Origin of the sequence: Psychromonas sp. B3M02 (genome assembly GCF_003318165.1) — a bacterium.
Taxonomy (GTDB): Bacteria; Pseudomonadota; Gammaproteobacteria; order Enterobacterales; family Psychromonadaceae; genus Psychromonas.
The window spans coordinates 28715-47037 of the sequence record NZ_QOCB01000131.1 but is presented as its reverse complement, the minus strand read 5'-3'; the positions used below and the strand labels follow the sequence as shown (position 1 = coordinate 47037).

Below are 18323 nucleotides of genomic sequence, written 5' to 3'. Positions count from 1 at the left end.
GGAATGAACATGTTTGTTCGATTAATTAGTTTAATTATATTGATCGCTGCTTCAAGCAACGCATCAGCACGTTTAGAAATTTTAATCACAGAAGGTGTCAATAGTGCGCGTCCTATTGCTGTTGTTCCTTTTAAATGGCTAGGCAAAGGCAAAAAGCCACAGAATTTTTCTGAGATTGTTGCTGCTGATTTACAACGCAGTGGTAAATTCAGTCCTTTATCAATTGATAAAATGCCAAAAACACCTTCTAACAGTAAAGATATTGATTACTCTGCGTGGACGGAGTTAGGTGTTGAAGCAATAGTAATGGGTGAAGTAAAACCAGATACCACTGCCGGTAAATATATAGTTACTTTTGAGTTGTTAGACGTATTAACTGGTAACGTGAATATGCCTAGTTTTGATCCTGTGATGGATAAGCGTCGTAGTACTATATCAACAAGCCAGTTAAGACAGTACGCGCATCGTATTAGTGATATCGTTTATGAAAAACTAACCGGTGAACGAGGTGCTTTTTTAACACGCATCGCGTATGTGGCGATAGACAGAACTAGCACACACCCTTATCAGTTACGTATTTCTGATTATGATGGTGAAGGTGAGAAACTAGTATTACGTTCGAAGCAGCCAATTATGTCACCTTCTTGGTCTCCAGATGGTCGTAAATTAGCTTACGTAAGCTTTGAAAAACGTCGTTCACAGGTGTACATACAAGATCTTTACACACAACAACGTGAGTTAATGACTTCGTTCCCGAAAATTAATGGTTCGCCAACTTGGTCACCAGATGGAACTCAACTCGCATTAGTGTTGTCGAAAGATGGACAACCAGAGATATATACTTTTAATATAAAGACAAAAGCATTGAAACGATTGACAAATAATCGTGTCATAGATACTGAACCTAGTTGGACACCAGATGGAAAGTCGATTATATTTTCATCTGAACGAGGCGGAAGACCACAGATTTATCAAGTGTCTTTAGCAACGGGTAAAGCAAAACGCCTAACTTGGGAGGGCGATCTTAATTTAGGTGGAACAATGACCCCAGATGGTGATAATCTTGTACTTGTAAGTCGTCATAATGGGAATTATATGATTGCGGTGCAAGACCTTGAATCTGGTGAGTTAAGAACATTAACAAAAACACAGTTAGATGAGTCACCAAGTATTGCTCCAAACGGCAGTATGATTATTTACAGCACTGTTTATCAAGGTAAACAAGGCTTAGCACTAGTTTCGATGGATGGTCGATTTAAAGCAAATATACCAGCGAATAATGGTGAGGTTAAATCACCGGCATGGTCACCATTTTTACAATAATTTTAATTAAAAACGTACTAAGGAAATAAAATGAATCTATCTATGATTTCAAAAGGCTTATTAATTGCACTACCAATGTTAGCATTAGGTGCTTGTTCTTCAACTACAGATGCGGATGCAGAAGCAGCAGCGAAGCTACAAGCTGAGCAAGCAGCGGCAGCAGCTAAAAAAGCAGCTGAAGATGCAGTTCAAACAGATACAATTCAAGCAATTGAATTAACTGCTGAAGAAAAATTAGTTGAGCAATACACTAGTGCGATTTTAGAGACAACTATCAACTTTGAGTTTGATAAATCAGTTATCTCTCCTAAATACGCAACTATCTTAGATGCACATGCTAAATACTTAGTAAACAACACTGATAAATCAATCACTGTTGAAGGTCATGCTGATGAATTAGGTACGCCAGAGTACAACATCGCACTTGGCGAACGTCGTGGTCTAGCTGTTTCTACTTACCTAGAAAACATGGGTGTTTCAGCAAGCCAAATCACTGTAGTAAGCTACGGTGAAGAGAAGCCTGTTAACCTAGGTCACAACGAGTCAGCTCGTGCTGAAAACCGTCGTGCAGAATTAGTTTACTAATTTCTATATGAAAAAACGTAATCTATCAGCGGTCATGCTTTTGACCGCTTTTTTCTCTTTTCCAAGCTATGCTGCGGCACCTGTTTCAGATGCTACAGTCAGTACGGCTAGTAATGCTGAATTACTAAAACGTATGGATGAGCTAACTAGAGTAATGACGATACGCAATAAAATGCAAATTCGTTTTCAAACTCAGTTAGATCAATTAGGCCAAGAGATAAATCAAATTAAAGGTTCAATGGAAGTATTTTCCAATGACCTAGAGCAAATTGAAGAGCGTCAACGTAATCTCTATCAAATGTTAGATGAACGTCAGCAAACTTCACAACCTGTTGCTGTATCTGCAACACCAGCTGCTCCTGGTACAGACAAAGCTGCTTATCAAGCCGCTGTTGATTTAGTGCTTAATGATAAGCAATACCTTCAGGCAATTACTGCCTTCGAAGCTTTTGTTATTGATTACCCTGAATCAAGTTATGTTCCGAACGCGCAATACTGGTTAGGGCAACTCCTCTACAAAGAAAAAAAACGAGATGAAGCTAAAGTTGCATTCTTAGTGGTCACGGAAAAATATCCTGATTCTAATAAACGCGCTGATGCACTATTTAAAATTGGTATCATTGATGAATATGCTGGTTCGATTGATTCTGCGAAATCTTTCTATCAGAAGACGGTCACTGAGTATCCAAGTTCATCTGCAGCCAACTTAGCTGCTAAACGTTTAAAGGCACTTTAAGCACATATTTTATCTAGATTAATTGTGCTTAAATCTGATTTTGTTTAATTTCTCAGCACATGAAATAAAAGTGGCATTTTTTTGTTGCGCTCTGAAAATATTTGTATATTATACGCCGCAGTTGAGAGCAACACGTGATGCAAATCATGTTCTAGCTTAAACTAAAGCTCATTTGGTAGAGCCATTGAAGCACTTTTAATTTAAAAGTCACTTCATTAAACAAAACCATAACCATATAAAACTATATGGGCCGTTAGCTCAGTTGGTAGAGCCATTGAAGCACTTTTAATTTAAAAGTAACTTCATTAAACAAAACCATAACCATATAAAACTATATGGGCCGTTAGCTCAGTTGGTAGAGCCCTTGAAGCACTTTTAATTTAAAAGCGACTTCATTAAACAAAACCATAACCATATAAAACTATATGGGCCGTTAGCTCAGTTGGTAGAGCAGTGGACTTTTAATCCATTTGTCGAAGGTTCAAATCCTTCACGGCCCACCACTTTTATATAAGCTCAGTTGTTAGAGCCATTGAAGTACTTTTAATTTAAAAGCGACTTCATCAAACAACACCAAAACCATATAAAGTTATATGGGCCGCTAGCTCAGTTGGTAGAGCCATTGAAGCACTTTTAATTTAAAAGTAACTTCATTAAACAAAACCATAACCATATAAAACTATATGGGCCGTTAGCTCAGTTGGTAGAGCAGTGGACTTTTAATCCATTTGTCGAAGGTTCAAATCCTTCACGGCCCACCAATTTTATATAAAGCTCAGTTGTAGAGTTAAAAACAAACCATATAAAACTATATGGGCCGTTAGCTCAGTTGGTAGAGCAGTGGACTTTTAATCCATTTGTCGAAGGTTCAAATCCTTCACGGCCCACCACTTTTATATAAGCTCAGTTGGTAGAGCCATTGAAGCACTTTTAATTTAAAAGCGACTTCATTAAACAAAACCATATCCATATAAAACTATATGGGCCGTTAGCTCAGTTGGTAGAGCCATTGAAGTACTTTTAATCTAAAAGTAATTTCATTAAACAAAACCATATCCATATAAAACTATATGGGCCGTTAGCTCAGTTGGTAGAGCAGTGGACTTTTAATCCATTTGTCGAAGGTTCAAATCCTTCACGGCCCACCACCTTTTTACTTCCACCTTTATATATCTACTCCTAGCAAATATTCATTACTTTTTTTCTCCTAAGTTGCTATAATCTGCACCCATTTTTCTATATCTAAGAGTTAATAATGAGCCAATTTTCCCCGCTTGTTGGATCTGATTATCCATTTCCTGGTAAACCTGTTGAATTAACTTCACAGGAAAAGATTGATTACAAAGCTAAAATCAAAAAACTACTTGTTGAAAAAGATGCGGTACTTGTCGCTCATTATTATACCGATCCTGAAATCCAAGCTTTAGCTGAAGAAACTGGTGGTTATGTTGCAGACTCTTTAGAGATGGCTCGCTTTGGTCGAGATCATAAAGCAAAAATATTAATCATTGCTGGTGTTCGCTTTATGGGTGAAACAGCAAAAATATTAACACCACACAAAACCGTATTAATGCCCGAGCTAGCTGCAACTTGTTCTTTAGACGTGGGTTGTCCTGTGGAAGAGTTTTCTGCCTTTTGTGATGAACATCCAGAACGTGCCGTTGTGGTTTACGCAAATACTTCGGCAGCCGTTAAAGCACGCGCAGATTGGGTCGTGACATCGAGCATTGCGTTAGAGATCGTTGAGCATTTAGATAGCGAAGGTAAAAAAATCATTTGGGGACCTGACCGCCACTTAGGTAGCTACATTGAGCGTGAAACAAAAGCAGATATGATCATGTGGCAAGGCGACTGTATCGTGCATGATGAGTTTAAAGCGAGTGCATTGCGCGATATGAAAGCAATCTACCCTGATGCTGCTATACTGGTTCATCCAGAGTCACCAGAGAGTGTTGTTAAATTAGCTGATGCTGTTGGTTCTACTAGCCAATTAATTAAAGCGGCACAAACATTACCAAACAAAAAGTTAATTGTCGCGACTGATACTGGTATCTTTTACAAGATGCAACAAGCGTGTCCAGACAAAGAGATGATGGCGGCACCAACCGCTGGTAACGGTGCAACTTGTCGTAGCTGTGCTCATTGTCCTTGGATGGCAATGAATGGCCTTAAAGCGATATACGACTCATTAAACGATGCATCAGGGCATGAGATAGATGTTGACCCTAATGTTGCTAAAGGTGCACTTGTATCTTTAGATAGAATGTTAAACTTTGCCGCTGAGCAACAGTTAAAAGTTAAAGGTAACGCGTAAGCGTTTTATTGTAAGCTCTCACAGAATGAGCTTACTATCACTCAACTTATTGAGAATTTATGATTACTAATGATGTTTTACGCCGTGTACGTTATGCACTGCAATTAAATGATACAAAAATGCTAGCCATCTTTGCTTCAGTTGATAACGAAATGAGCGTTGATTTTTTACATAGTATTATTGCTAAAGAAGACGCGGAAGGTTTTGTACTATGCCGTGACAGCGTTTTATCCTTGTTTCTTGACGGCTTAATCTATGAAAAACGTGGCCGTAAAGAGGGCGCAGTACCTGCTGTATTGCCTGCTAAAGCGATTTTATCTAACAACGATATTCTTCGTAAATTACGCATTGCGTTAAACTTTAAAGATGAAGATATGTTAAACGCGCTTAAATTAGCTAACTTCCCTGTATCTAAAGGCGAGTTATCTGCATTATTTAGAAAGTCTGATCATCGTAATTACAAGCCTTGTGGCGATCAACTACTACGTCGCTTTATTGACGGTATCACAGTGCAGTTCCGTGGAACTAAACCAAGTACTGACGCAGTTGATGCTGAGTAAATTTATTTAGCTTCAATCCAATATCAAAGCCGAGTTAATTAACTCGGCTTTTTTATGTCTGTTGTTTTAAGTACTTTCTATAACTCGTTTCAAAATAAAAATCCTATTTGTTGTATTCCTACCTTTAGCTTTATATAGGCTTACATGCAGAGTGCTCAGCATTCCATATTTTCGTTGTTAATCTGGACTTTTTCCATCTATCTACAGACAGGCATTTTATTAAAAACTTTAATTATCTGATTTCATATACTATAGATGTTTTTTTATGTTAATTTTAATGTAATCACTGATTCCGTTTTTCTGCCTGAAATGTGGAATTTTTCAGTTTAATGTGCTGTTAGGTGCAAAGGAGAGTTTGATGTCAGAAATTCCAGATATCAGTAAAGGCGAAGGGGTCGTCAGAGCTTATGAGCTTTTTGAAGAATTACAAGCTGATGTGTTAAAAGCATATGAAGTGCTTGATAAGGAAAAAGAGTCACAATTCTTACGGCGTGCAGTTGTCAGATCAGTTTTTGCTTTGGTCGAAGCTATAGCTGAAATCATAAAGGTAGAAATTCGCTCTACTTTAAGGTTAGAGGGCGGAAAAGAAAGTTTGTCAGGCAAAGAGTTAAATGTATTAGGCGGCCTTTCTATAACGCCTAACTCGAAAGAACAGAAGTTTTTGCCTATTGAGGAAAACCTTAAACTTACATTTAAGATCGCGTCTAAGCTTTGGGGTCTAGATGATTTTCAATTTGATGCTAGTGGAGAAAATTATCGTGACTTTTTGCGCGCCAAAGGTAGTCGCAATAAGCTGACACACCCACGAACTTTTTATGATATTCAAATTACCGATGACGATATGCATTGCCACACCGTGACATTTCAGTGGTCATGCAATGAGTTTAAAAGGATATTTAAACACCGAATTACAAAACTGACGCCAAGCTTATCCACTCAGGATACAGAGGTAATTAATAACTATAAATAAGGAAGCTGAATTACGGTCACTATACGAAATTAGCTTGCACAAATGTTTTTACGTGTAAAATTAAAGATCTGAGCTTGCTCTATATCGAGACTCAGTTATTAAACTAATTAATTTTATATTTTGATATTTTTATTCTCAGTTTTAATGCGTTTTTTCTCTAAAACTAAATGGTACTTTTCGATAATCTGTTTTCCTGTCAAACCGGCTATTGAACTGTAACTTTCTCTCATTATTTCATCATGCGGCTTCATTCCACTAGTCGTAAAGGCATTATTCATTACAATTTTATAAGCTTGGAAGGAATAGTATTGCAGTGCTTTATTGAACTCTTTTTCCTCTTCTTCCGTGAGTCCACTTATGATTTTTTGAGCTGAATCTTCAATTGCCTCTGCGCTTGATGGATCTAATATAGCTGGCTTAACTAATTCAAAACATCCACTTAGAGATAAGATAAGTGTAACGAATATAATTTTCTTCATTTTAATATTCTCATTAAGTTCAGGGTAATAATATCTAATATTGAGTGTATAAGTATAAGCAATCAAAATCTGATACCTTAAAAGACTTGGATATCGATAAATTTTGACGAGCAATACTTGATCCTTCATGTATCAGTTCTCTTATGCTTATAGTGGCACTGGAATTTTCGCTGTCTAGTTATAGATGAGATTATTCAAGCCAAATTTAAATTATAGTTATCTAAGATACCTCATTATCACTTTATTTCTTGTTGTATTGCTGCTCTTATTTTTGAAACGAAGAAAAGTATATTGAATAGTATTTTGCGTATTGATACATATGTTCTTGAAGAAATGCACTTACTCGCTTTTATTCTGAATACCACTATCAGTTTCAAGATCTGTAATCGGTTCTAAAAGGTTTGCAGCATTAGCTGGAGAGTTCAGTAAATATGTGGTTTCTTGCATGCGTTGTAATCTTCTAATGACATCATAACAACAGGTACTTCACTTTTACGTGTAATAATAATCGGAGCACGGTCATTACAAACATGCGTCATACATTGGCTAAATGTGCTTTTGCAGTTGTGTAATTTATTGAATTCATAATAACTCCAAAGGTTTTTGCCGATTAATTTTAATAATTGATTTATAACTTATTGAGTCAGATAAAGGATTCAGTAATAAAAAATGAGTGGTTATAATAAATTCACACTCATTTTTATCGTTGGCTAATTCATAAAAACTAACGCGTCTCTACTTCAACTATCTTCAAACTCAGTAATTTATCTGTCCAATTAGCTTTGTCGATACCATCAACCCAAATGACTCGGCTGTTTCTTGTTTCACCTTGGCGAAGATAAGTATTAGGTAATCGGTAGCTAGCTTGCCAAACGTTGAAGGTTTGCTCTGATATTTGCTTGGTATCGTCATCATAAAAAGTAACGGCTACTTTTACTATTACCACACCCTCTGAGTTATTACTGGATAAGGCAAACTTCAAACCAAGGGATTGCTCTCGCCAAGTGGCTTCAGTAAAGGTCACTTTGACATCACTTTTTACGGCCGTATTTAACAATCCTGAACGCACTAGTGATGATTTATCTTTTGCTGTTTTTTCTGTGCTAGCAGGTATTACTGTAGTCGGGGCGATGACGGCTGGTGCAATTGTATTATCAGCTTTTGTAGTTATCTCAGCGTTAACCGCGATATATTCCCACGTGTGGTCATTGTTTAATTGAACTGTGGCGCCGTTATCTAACGTTACTGTGCCAATACTTGCTGCGGAAAGTCCAAAGGTCGCTGAACCGAGTAGAATAAATAATGTGTGTCTTAGGTAACGAAAGGGCATAAACTTCAACTTTTATAATTTTATTTAATATGAATAATACAGAATATCTTTCTGCTCAATAAAGGCAAGTTAGTGTTGCTTGAATTGAGTCAGGTATTTGTTCATGAAAGAGAGTCACTGCCATTTAGATGTATTGCATTGTTAGCTTGATTAGCATAGTTTGTTAATTAAATAGTGACTGTTGCATCGTTAGGGGCATTGAAAGTCGTTAAAGGGAGAGGGCATGCGTTGTTTTATTATTGATACAGTTGCGACGGTTGTGTTCTTTACATTGCTTGCAGCTTCTACGGAACTGTTTATTGCAGGAATGGATCCTTATGAAGTATTAGTGACGCGCTTGATCATGATCCCTATGATGGTGGTTACTGCTCGGCCTTATGGGATTTGGCGAGACTTTTTGTTCAAAGCAGCAAAGCCAACAACTGGGTGGGGTAATACGCTTGTTGATAGTTTGGCTTTTATGATCTTTCAGGTGCCTATTTATGTGTTAACACTGGTTATTGCAGGTGCCGATAGTAAAGAGATTATGAGCTTAATCGCATCCTCATCTTTAATCATGTTGGTGATCAGCCGTCCATTTGGCGTTTATCTTGAGTTGGTACGAAAGTGGGCGGGTGTCTCTGTTATTGAAAATAAGGTGGTAAAAGCGGATTCAATGCCTATTGATTAGACGGTGAAAGTTAAGCATCGCAATCCATGGCTGATGGATTGCGATAATGTTTAATAGCTGGTTTTTTCTTTAAACTCACACAGGTCTTCTATTAAGCATGAGCCACAGCGCGGTTTTCTAGCAATACAGGTATAACGACCGTGTAATATTAACCAGTGATGTACATCTACTTTGAATTCCGCTGGAACGACCTTTAATAGCTTCTTCTCTACATCATCGACATTCTTACCCATGGCTAACTTAGTGCGGTTAGAAACACGGAAAATATGCGTATCAACGGCGATGGTTGGCCATCCAAAAGCAGTGTTTAATACAACGTTAGCGGTTTTTCTACCCACACCTGGTAGAGCAACCAGTGCGTCTCTGTCTTGCGGGACTTCACTGTTATGAAGTTCGATTAACATCTTACAGGCTTTAATGACATTTTCAGCTTTACTGTTATATAAGCCAATGGTTCTTATATAGTTTTTTAACCCATCAACACCTAATGCGTAAATCGCTTCTGGTGTATTCGCCACAGGGAACAGTTTGTCAGTGGCTTTATTAACACTAACATCGGTAGCTTGTGCCGATAAAGTCACTGCAACTAATAACTCAAAGGGAGAACTGAAGTTTAACTCTGTTTCTGGGTGAGGGTTATTGTCTCTTAAGCGAGTTAAGATCTGTTTACGTTTTATAGTATTCATTATTTTTTCAATATGTTATCAATGCTGTTTTTAAAGGCGATGATTAAACCCATCAGGATAAAGGCACCTGGTGGTAAAGCCGCAATTAAAAAGCTAGTGTCTGTATTGTAAAGGCTAACGGTCATAAAGCTTGCCCAGTCACCTAATAAGGTTTCGATACCATCAAATAGTGTACCTTGTGCCAGTACTTCACGTGCAGCGCCTAACACGATTAATACGGCAGTGAAACCTAAGCCCATCATCAAGCCATCAAAGGCAGAGTGTTTAACGTTATTTTTTGAGGCAAATGCTTCAGCACGACCAATGATCATACAGTTGGTTACAATTAATGGAATGAAAATACCTAGCGATAAATATAGTTGGTAAGTATAAGCATTCATTAATAATTGAATACAGCTTACTAAAGAGGCGATGATCAATACGAATACAGGAATACGGATTGCTTTAGGCACATAGTGTCTAATTAATGAAATTAACACGTTAGAGGCAATTACCACAAACAATGTGGCTAAGCCTAAACCCAGTGCATTGGTTAGTGTATTGGTCACGGCTAGTAGGGGACATAAGCCTAGTAACTGCACTATACCTGGGTTATTTTTCCATAAACCTTGCAGGCTTAAGTCTTTATAAATAGCCGCATTGTCGGCTTGAGGTGCTACTTCTTCTGCATCTATCTCTTCCGTCATATCATTCGCGATAGTGGCATTCGCTTTGTTTTCTTGTGTCATTATAGGTCTCCACAAGTTGCTGCTGTATTGAATAGGGTTGATTTATGCTGGTTAAAATACATCAGTGCATTTTTAACGGCAAAAACTACTGCACGTGGTGTGATAGTTGCGCCAGTGAAGGCATCAAAACTACCGCCATTCTTTTTCACTTCCCATTTATCATCTTGATCAGCTTGATAGTCAGTACCATCGAATGAATAGATCCAATCTGATTTATTGGTTTGTATTTTATCGCCTAACCCCGGTGTTTCAGTATGGCTATTGATACGCACGCCTGCCACTGTGCCATCGGCATAAATACCTACTAACAATTTAATTTCACCTGAGTAACCTTTGAAGGTACTGCTCTGAATTAAAGCGGCCACAGGTTGATTATATTGGGTAGCGATAAACACTTGTTTAGGGGTTGAATCACCTAATAATTCGCTATCAACTACGGTAAAGCAACTTTCAATGATGTTGTTATCATAACGATCTGGTTTGATTAACTCATTAATATTGTTTTGTAAGGCAATTTGTTCCTGTTGTTGAATGACAGGTTGCGTTAATACATTTACCAAGGCGATTGCACCTGTACAAAGTACTGCAAATATACCAAGTAATAGCGCATTACGGCTGATTGCTGGCATCATCATGAGCGTCTTCTCCCATAAACTTTAGGTTTGGTGTAGTAATCAATTAATGGCACACATATGTTTGCTAGTAACACTGCAAAAGCCACTGCGTCAGGGTAACCACCAAAATCACGAATAATCACCACTAATAATGCACATAGTAACCCGTAGGCGATACGTCCTTTTACTGTGGTACTGGCGGTAACAGGGTCGGTTAAGATGAAGAAAGCACCAAGCATAGTTGCGCCTGAGAATAAATGATAAAGCGGTGAAGGGAACAATTCAGGATCTGTTGCAAAAGGGATGAAAGAGAAAACAATCATACCTACTAAGAAACTCGCTGGGATGTACCACAAAATTATCTGCTTTTTGAGTAAGTAAAGGCCGCCTGCTAAGAAGGCTAAATTAACCCATTGGCTACCTTGCTGTGAATCTGGACTGAATAAGGTGGTTTTCAGTGTGTCAGAAATGGTGTCTCCTACGTGTAGCGCATTACGAATGGTTTCTAATGGCGTCGCTAAGGTAAAGCCATCAATTGATGTCTTAATTTGAGTCACGCTATAGCCATCAATGCTGTAACCAGTAAAGATTAAGCTCAACGTATCCATAATGGTCACTGGAAATGCTTGCATCGATTCAATAGGCAACCAAGCTGTCATTTGCACCGGGAATGAGATTAACAGTAAAACATAACCAGCCATGGCAGGGTTAAAAATGTTTTGACCAAGACCGCCGTAAAGTTGTTTAACTATCACGATAGAAAAAGCAGTACCAATAACAATTACCCACCATGGCGCAAGCGAGGGGATAGAGATAGCTAATAATACCGCAGTGACAATTGCCGTATAATCTTTAATGCTATTGATAAAAGGGCGCTTGCGTAACATCAGGAAAATAGCTTCCGATGCAACGGCTGTTGCAATAGCCAAAGCGATTTGTACATAGATGCCCAAACCAAACAGGTAACTATGAACTAGGATGCCTGGCAATAATCCCAACACCACCATTTTCATGATGTCAGGCGTACGGCGTCTTATACGTTGGTGCGGTGAGGTCGAACTGAAAAATGCCATAACTTATTAATCCTTCTCTGCCTGTTTTTTGGCTTTTGCTTTGGCAATGGCTGCCGCTATTTTTGCTTTTTTGTCATCCACAGGACTTTCTTCTACTGGTTCTGCTGATACCGAGCCAGCTTGTGATTGTGCAGGTTGTGCCTTAGCTTCTTCAGCCATTTTTTTCTTAGCTTTAGCGCGAGCAACGGCTGCAGCGATGGCTGCTTTTTTAGGATCAACTTCTGCTTTATCTTCAACGCCATTTTCTAGGTCATTGTCTGTTGAATCTGATCTTGAAGCTTGCTCTTTAGCTTCTGTAGCTGCTTGTTTCTTAGCTTTAGCGCGAGCAACGGCTGCAGCGATGGCTGCTTTTTTAGGATCAACTTCAGTTTCAACATTACCTTCTGAAGTATCTGATGTTGTAGGCTGATCTTTAGCTTCTGCGGCTGCTTTTTTCTTCGCTTTAGCGCGAGCAACAGCTGCAGCGATTGCCGCTTTTTTAGGATCAACTTCAGTTTCAACGTTATCTTCTGAAGCGTCTGATGTTGTAGGCTGATCTTTAGCTTCTGCGGCTGCTTGTTTCTTTGCTTTAGCGCGAGCAACTGCTGCAGCGATGGCTGCTTTTTTAGGATCAACTTCAGTTTCAACATTATCTTCTGAAGCGTCTGATGTTGTAGGCTGATCTTTAGCTTCTGCGGCTGCTTTTTTCTTCGCTTTAGCGCGAGCAACAGCTGCAGCGATTGCCGCTTTTTTAGGATCAACTTCAGTTTCAACGTTGCCTTCTGAAGTATCTGGTGTTGTAAGCTTATCTTTAGCTTCTGCGGCTGCTTGTTTCTTCGCTTTAGCGCGAGCAATGGCAGCTGCTACCGCTGCTTTCTTTGGATCAGTTTCAATATTATTTTCAGATGAATCTGATTGCGCTTTAGCCTCTGCTGCTGCTTGTTTTTTCGCTTTTGCTCGTGCGATTGCGGCAGCGACAGTGGCTTTTTTCGGATCTGAATCTACATTATTTTCTGATTGAGTCCCGCTATCTGCTGCTTGTTTCTTGGCTTTTGCACGGGCAATGGCTGCTGCAACTTGGCTATTTGCTGCCGTTGGTTTATTGCTAGCTTCTGCTGGTGCTTCACTATTGGCTTGTTTTTTGGCTTTAGCTCGGGCTAAGGCCGCTGCAACTAAGTCTTCACCACCATTCTTATCTTGCATTTGCTCTTTGCGTTTTTCAGCGGCTAACTTGTGTTTTAATTGACGTTGCTGTTTCTCTGTTTCTAAACGTCGCTCTCTATCTTCATGGCGTTTACGAGCAATAGCCGCTTTTTCAGCTTCAAACTTAGCAGCTTTAATTTGTGATTTAGAAACACGGTAATATTCAACTAAAGGAATATGACTCGGACACACAAAAGCACAAGCGCCACATTCGATACAGGCAGATAGGTCGTATTCCTCTAGTTTTTTATGGTCTTCACTTTGTGAGTACCAAAGTAACTGCTGCGGTAATAGCTCTACTGGACAGGCCTCTGCACATTCACTGCAACGAATACAGTTCATCTCAGGCTCTGGTTGCGGTAACTCTTTTTCCGTTGGCGCAAGAATACAGTTACAGGTTTTTGATACCGGCATACTTGGGTCGCTAACGGTGAAACCCATCATTGGGCCGCCAATAATCAATTGTTGGTGATGTAAAGCATTTAACCAATAAGTATCTAATAAGTGTTGAATCGGTGTACCGATACGCACGCTGGCATTACCTTTACGGGCAAAGGCGTCACCAGTAATAGTGACGATACGTGAAACCAGTGGTTTACCGTTGATGATGGCTTCTTTAACGGCAAAGGCTGTCCCGACGTTAAACATAGAGATGCCTAATTCTGAAGAGTGTTTGTTGATTGGTGTTTGCTCACCAGTTAACACTTCAATCAGTTGTTTCGCACTTCCTGAAGGGTAACGAGTTGGAATAACACGTAATAAGATGTTGTCCGCAGCACCGGGAATGCTTTGTAATGATTTAGTGAATGCTTCAATGGCTTCCGGTTTGTTATCTTCAACAGCAAATATGGTTAATTTAGGCTGTAAAATGTGTTGCAGTATATTAATGCCTTCGATTATCTCATCGGCATGCTCTTGAATTAAACGGTCATCAGCTGTGATGTAAGGTTCACATTCAATGGCATTGATGATTAATAAACGGTTTTCACTGTGTGCTAATTTTAAATGCGTAGCAAAACCTGCGCCGCCTAAACCCACAATACCTGCTTGTTGAGTCGCTTCGATTAAGGTGGCTGGCATCTCTTGACGATAATCGCTAAAACCTTGAGAAGGGAAAGGTCTATCTAAACCATCGGTCTCAATCACTATCGATAACACTGGAAGGCCCGAAGGGTGGCAGTCAGTTCTTGGCTCAATGGCTTTGACCACACCCGAACTACTTGCATGTTGTACAACTAAGGCGCCATACACTTTGGTTAAAGGCTGGCCTTTTAATACGGTATCGCCTACTGCCACCAGTAATTGCGGAATATGACCTTTTTGCTCAACGGCAATGATCAATTCTTCTGGAATACCGGCATCGGTAATAGGACTTTGGTTACTTTGCAGTTTATTTTGTTCAGGGTGCACACCACCGTGAAAATCCCACATTTTACCAGCCGCAATCTGCTCTAATTTTTTATCACTTAATAAATTGCTTTTTTGTGTCATGTTACGGCTCGTTACTGCTGTCGGTTGTAATCGTTTTTGTTGGGATAGTCTGTAAATTCCATTGCCAGTTTTGTGTGGTAATTTGAATCGGTAACATATCAATACAATCTGTTGGACATGGTGCTACACATAGCTCACAGCCAGTACATTCGTCTGTGATCACTGTGTGCATTTGTCGAGTGGCACCTAAAATAGCGTCTACGGGACACGCCTGAATACATTTAGTACAGCCGATACATTCATCTTCTCGTATTAAGGCAATCATTTTAGGTTTTTCTTCACCTTCTAATTGCTTAGGTTCAATGCCCATACGGTCTGCTAATTGTTGCATTACCGCTTCACCGCCAGGGGGGCATTTATTAATATCATCACCTTCTGCAATGGCTTTTGCGTACGGTTTACAACCTGGGTAACCACATTGCCCACATTGTGTTTGTGGCAGCATCGCATCCAACTCTTCTACGATTGGATCTTCTTTTACTTTAAAACGAATTGATGAGTAGCCTAATAGGGAACCAAAAATCAGCCCTAAAACACCTAAGGTGACAATGGCAATTACAATACTGATGATCATTTAATTAACCCAGTAAAGCCCATGAATGCTAATGACATTAAACCTGCTGTGATCATAGCGATAGATGCTCCTTTAAAAGGTAACGGAATATCCGCTGCGCTGAGGCGCTCACGAATAGAGGAAAATAAAATAAGCACTAAAGAGAAACCTACGCCTGCACCTAAACCATAGATAACAGACTGCGCGAAGTTATGTTGCTCAGTTAAGTTTAATAAGGCTAAGCCTAAAATCGCACAGTTAGTGGTGATTAGCGGTAAGAATATGCCCAGCAAACGATATAGCGTAGGGCTGGTTTTATTCATGACCATCTCTGTAAATTGTACTACTACGGCGATCACTAAGATAAAGCTCAATGTTTGCAAATAATGTAAGCCTAGTGGCTCAAGTAAGTAAGTATTTACAATATAGGAAAGCGCCGCCGTTAAGGTTAAAACAAAGGTGGTCGCTAAAGACATACCTACGGCTGTTTCAATCTTATTAGACACCCCTAAAAATGGGCATAGGCCTAAAAACTTTACTAGCACAAAGTTGTTCACTAACACTGTGCCAAAAAAGAGTAAAAAGTAATCGCTCATAAATAATAATTCCACTACTGACTGTAGGTTATTTTATGCATAAAAAAAGAGGGCTATTGTAACAACAAAATCTACCCATTTCAGTGTCAAAATGCAGTCAATTTTGGTGATAGCCTGATTTCTTCTGTGATTAAAAAAATCAAGACTGAATTTTGTTGATAAATCCTGCACTTATTTACTATTAAGGATACGCCTTTTATAAACTTGATTCACATCAATAATCTATATTTAGTGTTACGTATAGTTCTTTGTTACTATATATTGTGTTTTGGAGTGTTTGATGAAACCCGTTGTGATTAAGCGAGATGGTAGCCAAGTTCTCTTTGATGGAGAGCGAATTAAAGCAGCAATTAGTAAGGCTGCAAAAGCGATTAATGATAATAAAGTACAACCGGAGTTAATTGCACATGAAGTAAGTAACTCATTACTTCAACAACAAAGTGTCGATATACACGATATTCAAGATGCCGTTGAAGCCTGCCTGATGAAAAATGGCCACCTTGAGTTAGCGCGAGTTTATATTGAGTATCGACATGATCGCGATATTGCTCGCGAACGGAAAAGTAAATTAAACTATGAAATAGATGGTTTGATAGCACAAAGTAATGCCTCTTTGTTGAATGAAAATGCTAATAAGGACGGCAAAGTTATCCCTACGCAACGTGATTTATTAGCCGGCATTATTGCTAAGCATTATGCTAAATCTTATATGTTGCCACGAGATGTCGTGCAAGCGCATGATCGCGGTGAAATTCATTATCATGATCTAGATTACGCGCCATTTTTTCCGATGTTTAATTGCATGTTGATTGATATTAAAGGGATGTTTACTCAAGGTTTTAAAATGGGTAATGCGGAGATTGAAGAGCCCAAGTCAATTTCAACGGCAACTGCAGTGACAGCGCAGATCATTGCCCAGGTTGCCAGCCATATTTATGGCGGAACAACCATTAATGGCATTGATACAATACTTGCACCTTACGTGACAAAAAGCTTTGAAAAGCATCTGCTTACCGCTAAACAGTGGTCGATTGAAGATGCTCATGCCTTTGCAACACAACAAACGGAAATTGAATGTTATAACGCGTTTCAATCATTAGAGTATGAAGTGAATACTCTGCACACAGCTAACGGGCAGACTCCTTTTGTTACTTTTGGTTTTGGATTAGGAGTCGATTGGCAGTCGCGTTTAATTCAAAGTGCCATTTTAAAAAACCGTATTGCTGGATTAGGTAAGAACAGAAAAACCGCTATTTTTCCGAAGTTAGTGTTTGCTATTAAAAACGGCATCAATCTCAAAGAGGGTGACCAAAACTACGATATCAAGCAATTGGCGTTACGTTGTGCCTCGCAGCGAATGTACCCTGATATTTTAAATTATGACAAAGTCGTTGAGGTGACTGGTTCCTTTAAAACACCAATGGGATGCCGAAGCTTCCTCGACCGCTACCAACAAACCTCTCTGACAGAAGCAGGTGAAATAGACTCTGAATTGATTCACGATGGCAGGGGGAACCTCGGTGTGGTAAGTATTAACTTACCTCGTATTGCGCTGCAAACAAAGGGAGATGTAAAACGCTTTGATCAGATGTTAAATGAACGATTAAAACTCGCAAAGCAAGCGTTAGATACTCGTATTAGTCGACTTAGTGATGTTAAAGCAAGCGTTGCACCTATTTTATATATGGAAGGTGCTTGTGGGGTTCGATTAAAAGCTGATGATTGTGTGGCTGATGTATTTAAGCATGGCCGTGCTTCAATCTCTCTGGGCTATATTGGCTTGCATGAAACGGTAAATGCTTTATTTGGTCATGATCAGCATATTTTTGATAATGAAGTTAAGCAACAAAAGTCTCAACAAATACTCAGCGCATTGAAACAAGCAGTGCAAGATTGGTCTGCAGAATCGGGTTATGCCTTTAGTTTATATTCCACTCCTTCAGAAAATTTATGTGACCGTTTTTGTCGTTTAGATGCCAAAGAGTTTGGCATTGTGAATGGTGTAACGGATAAAGGTTATTATACAAACTCATTCCACTTAGATGTGGAAAAATCGGCCAACCCTTACGATAAAATAGATTTTGAAATGGTTTACCCTGCAATCAGCAATGGTGGTTTTATCTGTTATGGCGAATACCCGAATATGCAACATAACTTAAAAGCCTTAGAAAATGTTTGGGATTATAGTTACAGCCGAGTGCCTTACTACGGGACAAATACACCCATTGATGAATGTTACGAATGTGGCTTTACTGGTGAGTTTGAATGCACCAGTAAAGGCTTTGTGTGTCCAAACTGTGGTAACTCAGATCCGGAAAAAGTAGCAGTAACACGACGTGTTTGTGGTTATTTAGGTAGCCCAGATGCGCGGCCTTTTAACGAAGGTAAGCAAGAAGAAGTTAAGCGAAGAGTAAAGCATTTATAGAGGTGTTA

18 protein-coding genes and 4 tRNA genes are annotated in these 18323 nt (G+C 39.1%); 12 read left to right on the top strand and 10 right to left on the bottom strand.

Features of this window, described 5'->3' with window-relative positions:
• Positions 1–3 precede the first annotated feature (3 nt).
• The 10 genes from tolB (at position 4) to DS885_RS14755 (ending at position 6488) form a co-directional block, all read left to right on the top strand.
• Positions 4–1323: a Tol-Pal system beta propeller repeat protein TolB gene (gene tolB / locus DS885_RS14800; RefSeq protein ID WP_441344269.1), complete on the top strand. Its 1320-nt coding sequence runs from the start codon at positions 4–6 to the stop codon at positions 1321–1323.
• 30 nt (positions 1324–1353) lie between these two features.
• On the top strand, positions 1354–1908 hold the full coding sequence (gene pal / locus DS885_RS14795) for a peptidoglycan-associated lipoprotein Pal (RefSeq protein WP_113820182.1): 555 nt from the start codon (positions 1354–1356) through the stop codon (positions 1906–1908).
• A 7-nt stretch (positions 1909–1915) separates the two neighbouring features.
• Positions 1916–2644, top strand: coding sequence for a tol-pal system protein YbgF (gene ybgF / locus DS885_RS14790; protein WP_113820181.1), 729 nt, complete (start codon positions 1916–1918; stop codon positions 2642–2644).
• Positions 2645–3071: 427 nt separating this feature from the next.
• Positions 3072–3147 (top strand) — tRNA-Lys (locus DS885_RS14785).
• A 182-nt stretch (positions 3148–3329) separates the two neighbouring features.
• Positions 3330–3405: transfer RNA gene (locus tag DS885_RS14780), tRNA-Lys, on the top strand.
• Between the two features lie 53 nt (positions 3406–3458).
• A tRNA-Lys gene (locus DS885_RS14775) sits at positions 3459–3534 on the top strand.
• A gap of 182 nt (positions 3535–3716) precedes the next feature.
• Positions 3717–3792: transfer RNA gene (locus DS885_RS14770), tRNA-Lys, on the top strand.
• Between the two features lie 107 nt (positions 3793–3899).
• The gene (nadA, locus tag DS885_RS14765; protein WP_113820180.1) at positions 3900–4958 is read left to right on the top strand and encodes a quinolinate synthase NadA; all 1059 of its coding nucleotides are present in this window, start codon (positions 3900–3902) and stop codon (positions 4956–4958) included.
• Positions 4959–5017: 59 nt separating this feature from the next.
• Positions 5018–5518, top strand: coding sequence for a DUF1456 family protein (locus DS885_RS14760; protein ID WP_113820179.1), 501 nt, complete (start codon positions 5018–5020; stop codon positions 5516–5518).
• 358 nt (positions 5519–5876) lie between these two features.
• Positions 5877–6488 (top strand): hypothetical protein, encoded by a 612-nt coding sequence (locus DS885_RS14755; protein WP_113820178.1) that lies wholly within the window; start codon positions 5877–5879, stop codon positions 6486–6488.
• A 113-nt stretch (positions 6489–6601) separates the two neighbouring features.
• On the opposite strand, the gene DS885_RS14750 is transcribed toward DS885_RS14755, so the two are convergent.
• The 3 genes from DS885_RS14750 to DS885_RS14740 form a co-directional block, all read right to left on the bottom strand.
• A complete protein-coding gene (locus DS885_RS14750; RefSeq protein ID WP_113820177.1) occupies positions 6602–7096 on the bottom strand; it encodes a DUF6694 family lipoprotein in 495 nt (164 codons plus the stop codon).
• Positions 7097–7389: 293 nt separating this feature from the next.
• A complete protein-coding gene (locus DS885_RS17805) occupies positions 7390–7506 on the bottom strand; it encodes a type II toxin-antitoxin system Phd/YefM family antitoxin (RefSeq protein ID WP_258546923.1) in 117 nt (38 codons plus the stop codon).
• Between the two features lie 185 nt (positions 7507–7691).
• Complete coding sequence (locus tag DS885_RS14740) at positions 7692–8297, bottom strand: DUF3157 family protein (RefSeq protein ID WP_113820176.1); 606 nt, start codon at positions 8295–8297, stop codon at positions 7692–7694.
• Between the two features lie 223 nt (positions 8298–8520).
• Here DS885_RS14740 and alaE point away from each other — a divergent pair, with 223 nt between their 5' ends.
• Positions 8521–8967, top strand: coding sequence for an L-alanine exporter AlaE (alaE, locus tag DS885_RS14735; protein WP_113820175.1), 447 nt, complete (start codon positions 8521–8523; stop codon positions 8965–8967).
• A 50-nt stretch (positions 8968–9017) separates the two neighbouring features.
• On the opposite strand, the gene nth is transcribed toward alaE, so the two are convergent.
• Genes nth through rsxA form a run of 7 tightly spaced genes read right to left on the bottom strand, consistent with a single transcriptional unit; the run spans position 9018 to position 15890 of the window.
• Positions 9018–9653 carry an endonuclease III gene (gene nth, locus DS885_RS14730; RefSeq protein ID WP_113820174.1) on the bottom strand — a complete coding sequence of 212 codons (636 nt, stop codon included), beginning with the start codon at positions 9651–9653 and terminating at the stop codon, positions 9018–9020.
• Positions 9653–10339: an electron transport complex subunit E gene (locus DS885_RS14725; protein ID WP_113820200.1), complete on the bottom strand. Its 687-nt coding sequence runs from the start codon at positions 10337–10339 to the stop codon at positions 9653–9655. The genes nth and DS885_RS14725 overlap by 1 nt, the downstream gene beginning before the upstream one ends.
• Before the next feature lie 41 nt (positions 10340–10380).
• A complete protein-coding gene (rsxG, locus tag DS885_RS14720) occupies positions 10381–11016 on the bottom strand; it encodes an electron transport complex subunit RsxG (RefSeq protein ID WP_258546922.1) in 636 nt (211 codons plus the stop codon).
• Positions 11013–12068 carry an electron transport complex subunit RsxD gene (rsxD, locus tag DS885_RS14715; protein WP_113820173.1) on the bottom strand — a complete coding sequence of 352 codons (1056 nt, stop codon included), beginning with the start codon at positions 12066–12068 and terminating at the stop codon, positions 11013–11015. Before rsxD ends, rsxG begins: the two co-directional genes overlap by 4 nt.
• Positions 12069–12074: 6 nt before the next feature.
• Positions 12075–14741 (bottom strand): electron transport complex subunit RsxC, encoded by a 2667-nt coding sequence (gene rsxC, locus DS885_RS14710; RefSeq protein ID WP_113820172.1) that lies wholly within the window; start codon positions 14739–14741, stop codon positions 12075–12077.
• 1 nt (position 14742) lies between these two features.
• Entirely contained in the window at positions 14743–15315 is a 573-nt protein-coding gene (gene rsxB, locus DS885_RS14705; protein ID WP_113820171.1) for an electron transport complex subunit RsxB, read from the bottom strand.
• Positions 15312–15890 carry an electron transport complex subunit RsxA gene (gene rsxA / locus DS885_RS14700; RefSeq protein WP_113820170.1) on the bottom strand — a complete coding sequence of 193 codons (579 nt, stop codon included), beginning with the start codon at positions 15888–15890 and terminating at the stop codon, positions 15312–15314. The genes rsxB and rsxA overlap by 4 nt, the downstream gene beginning before the upstream one ends.
• 280 nt (positions 15891–16170) lie before the next feature.
• Between rsxA and nrdD the strand changes: the two genes are divergently transcribed.
• Entirely contained in the window at positions 16171–18315 is a 2145-nt protein-coding gene (nrdD, locus tag DS885_RS14695; protein WP_113820169.1) for an anaerobic ribonucleoside-triphosphate reductase, read from the top strand.
• The last annotated feature ends 8 nt before the right edge of the window (positions 18316–18323 follow it).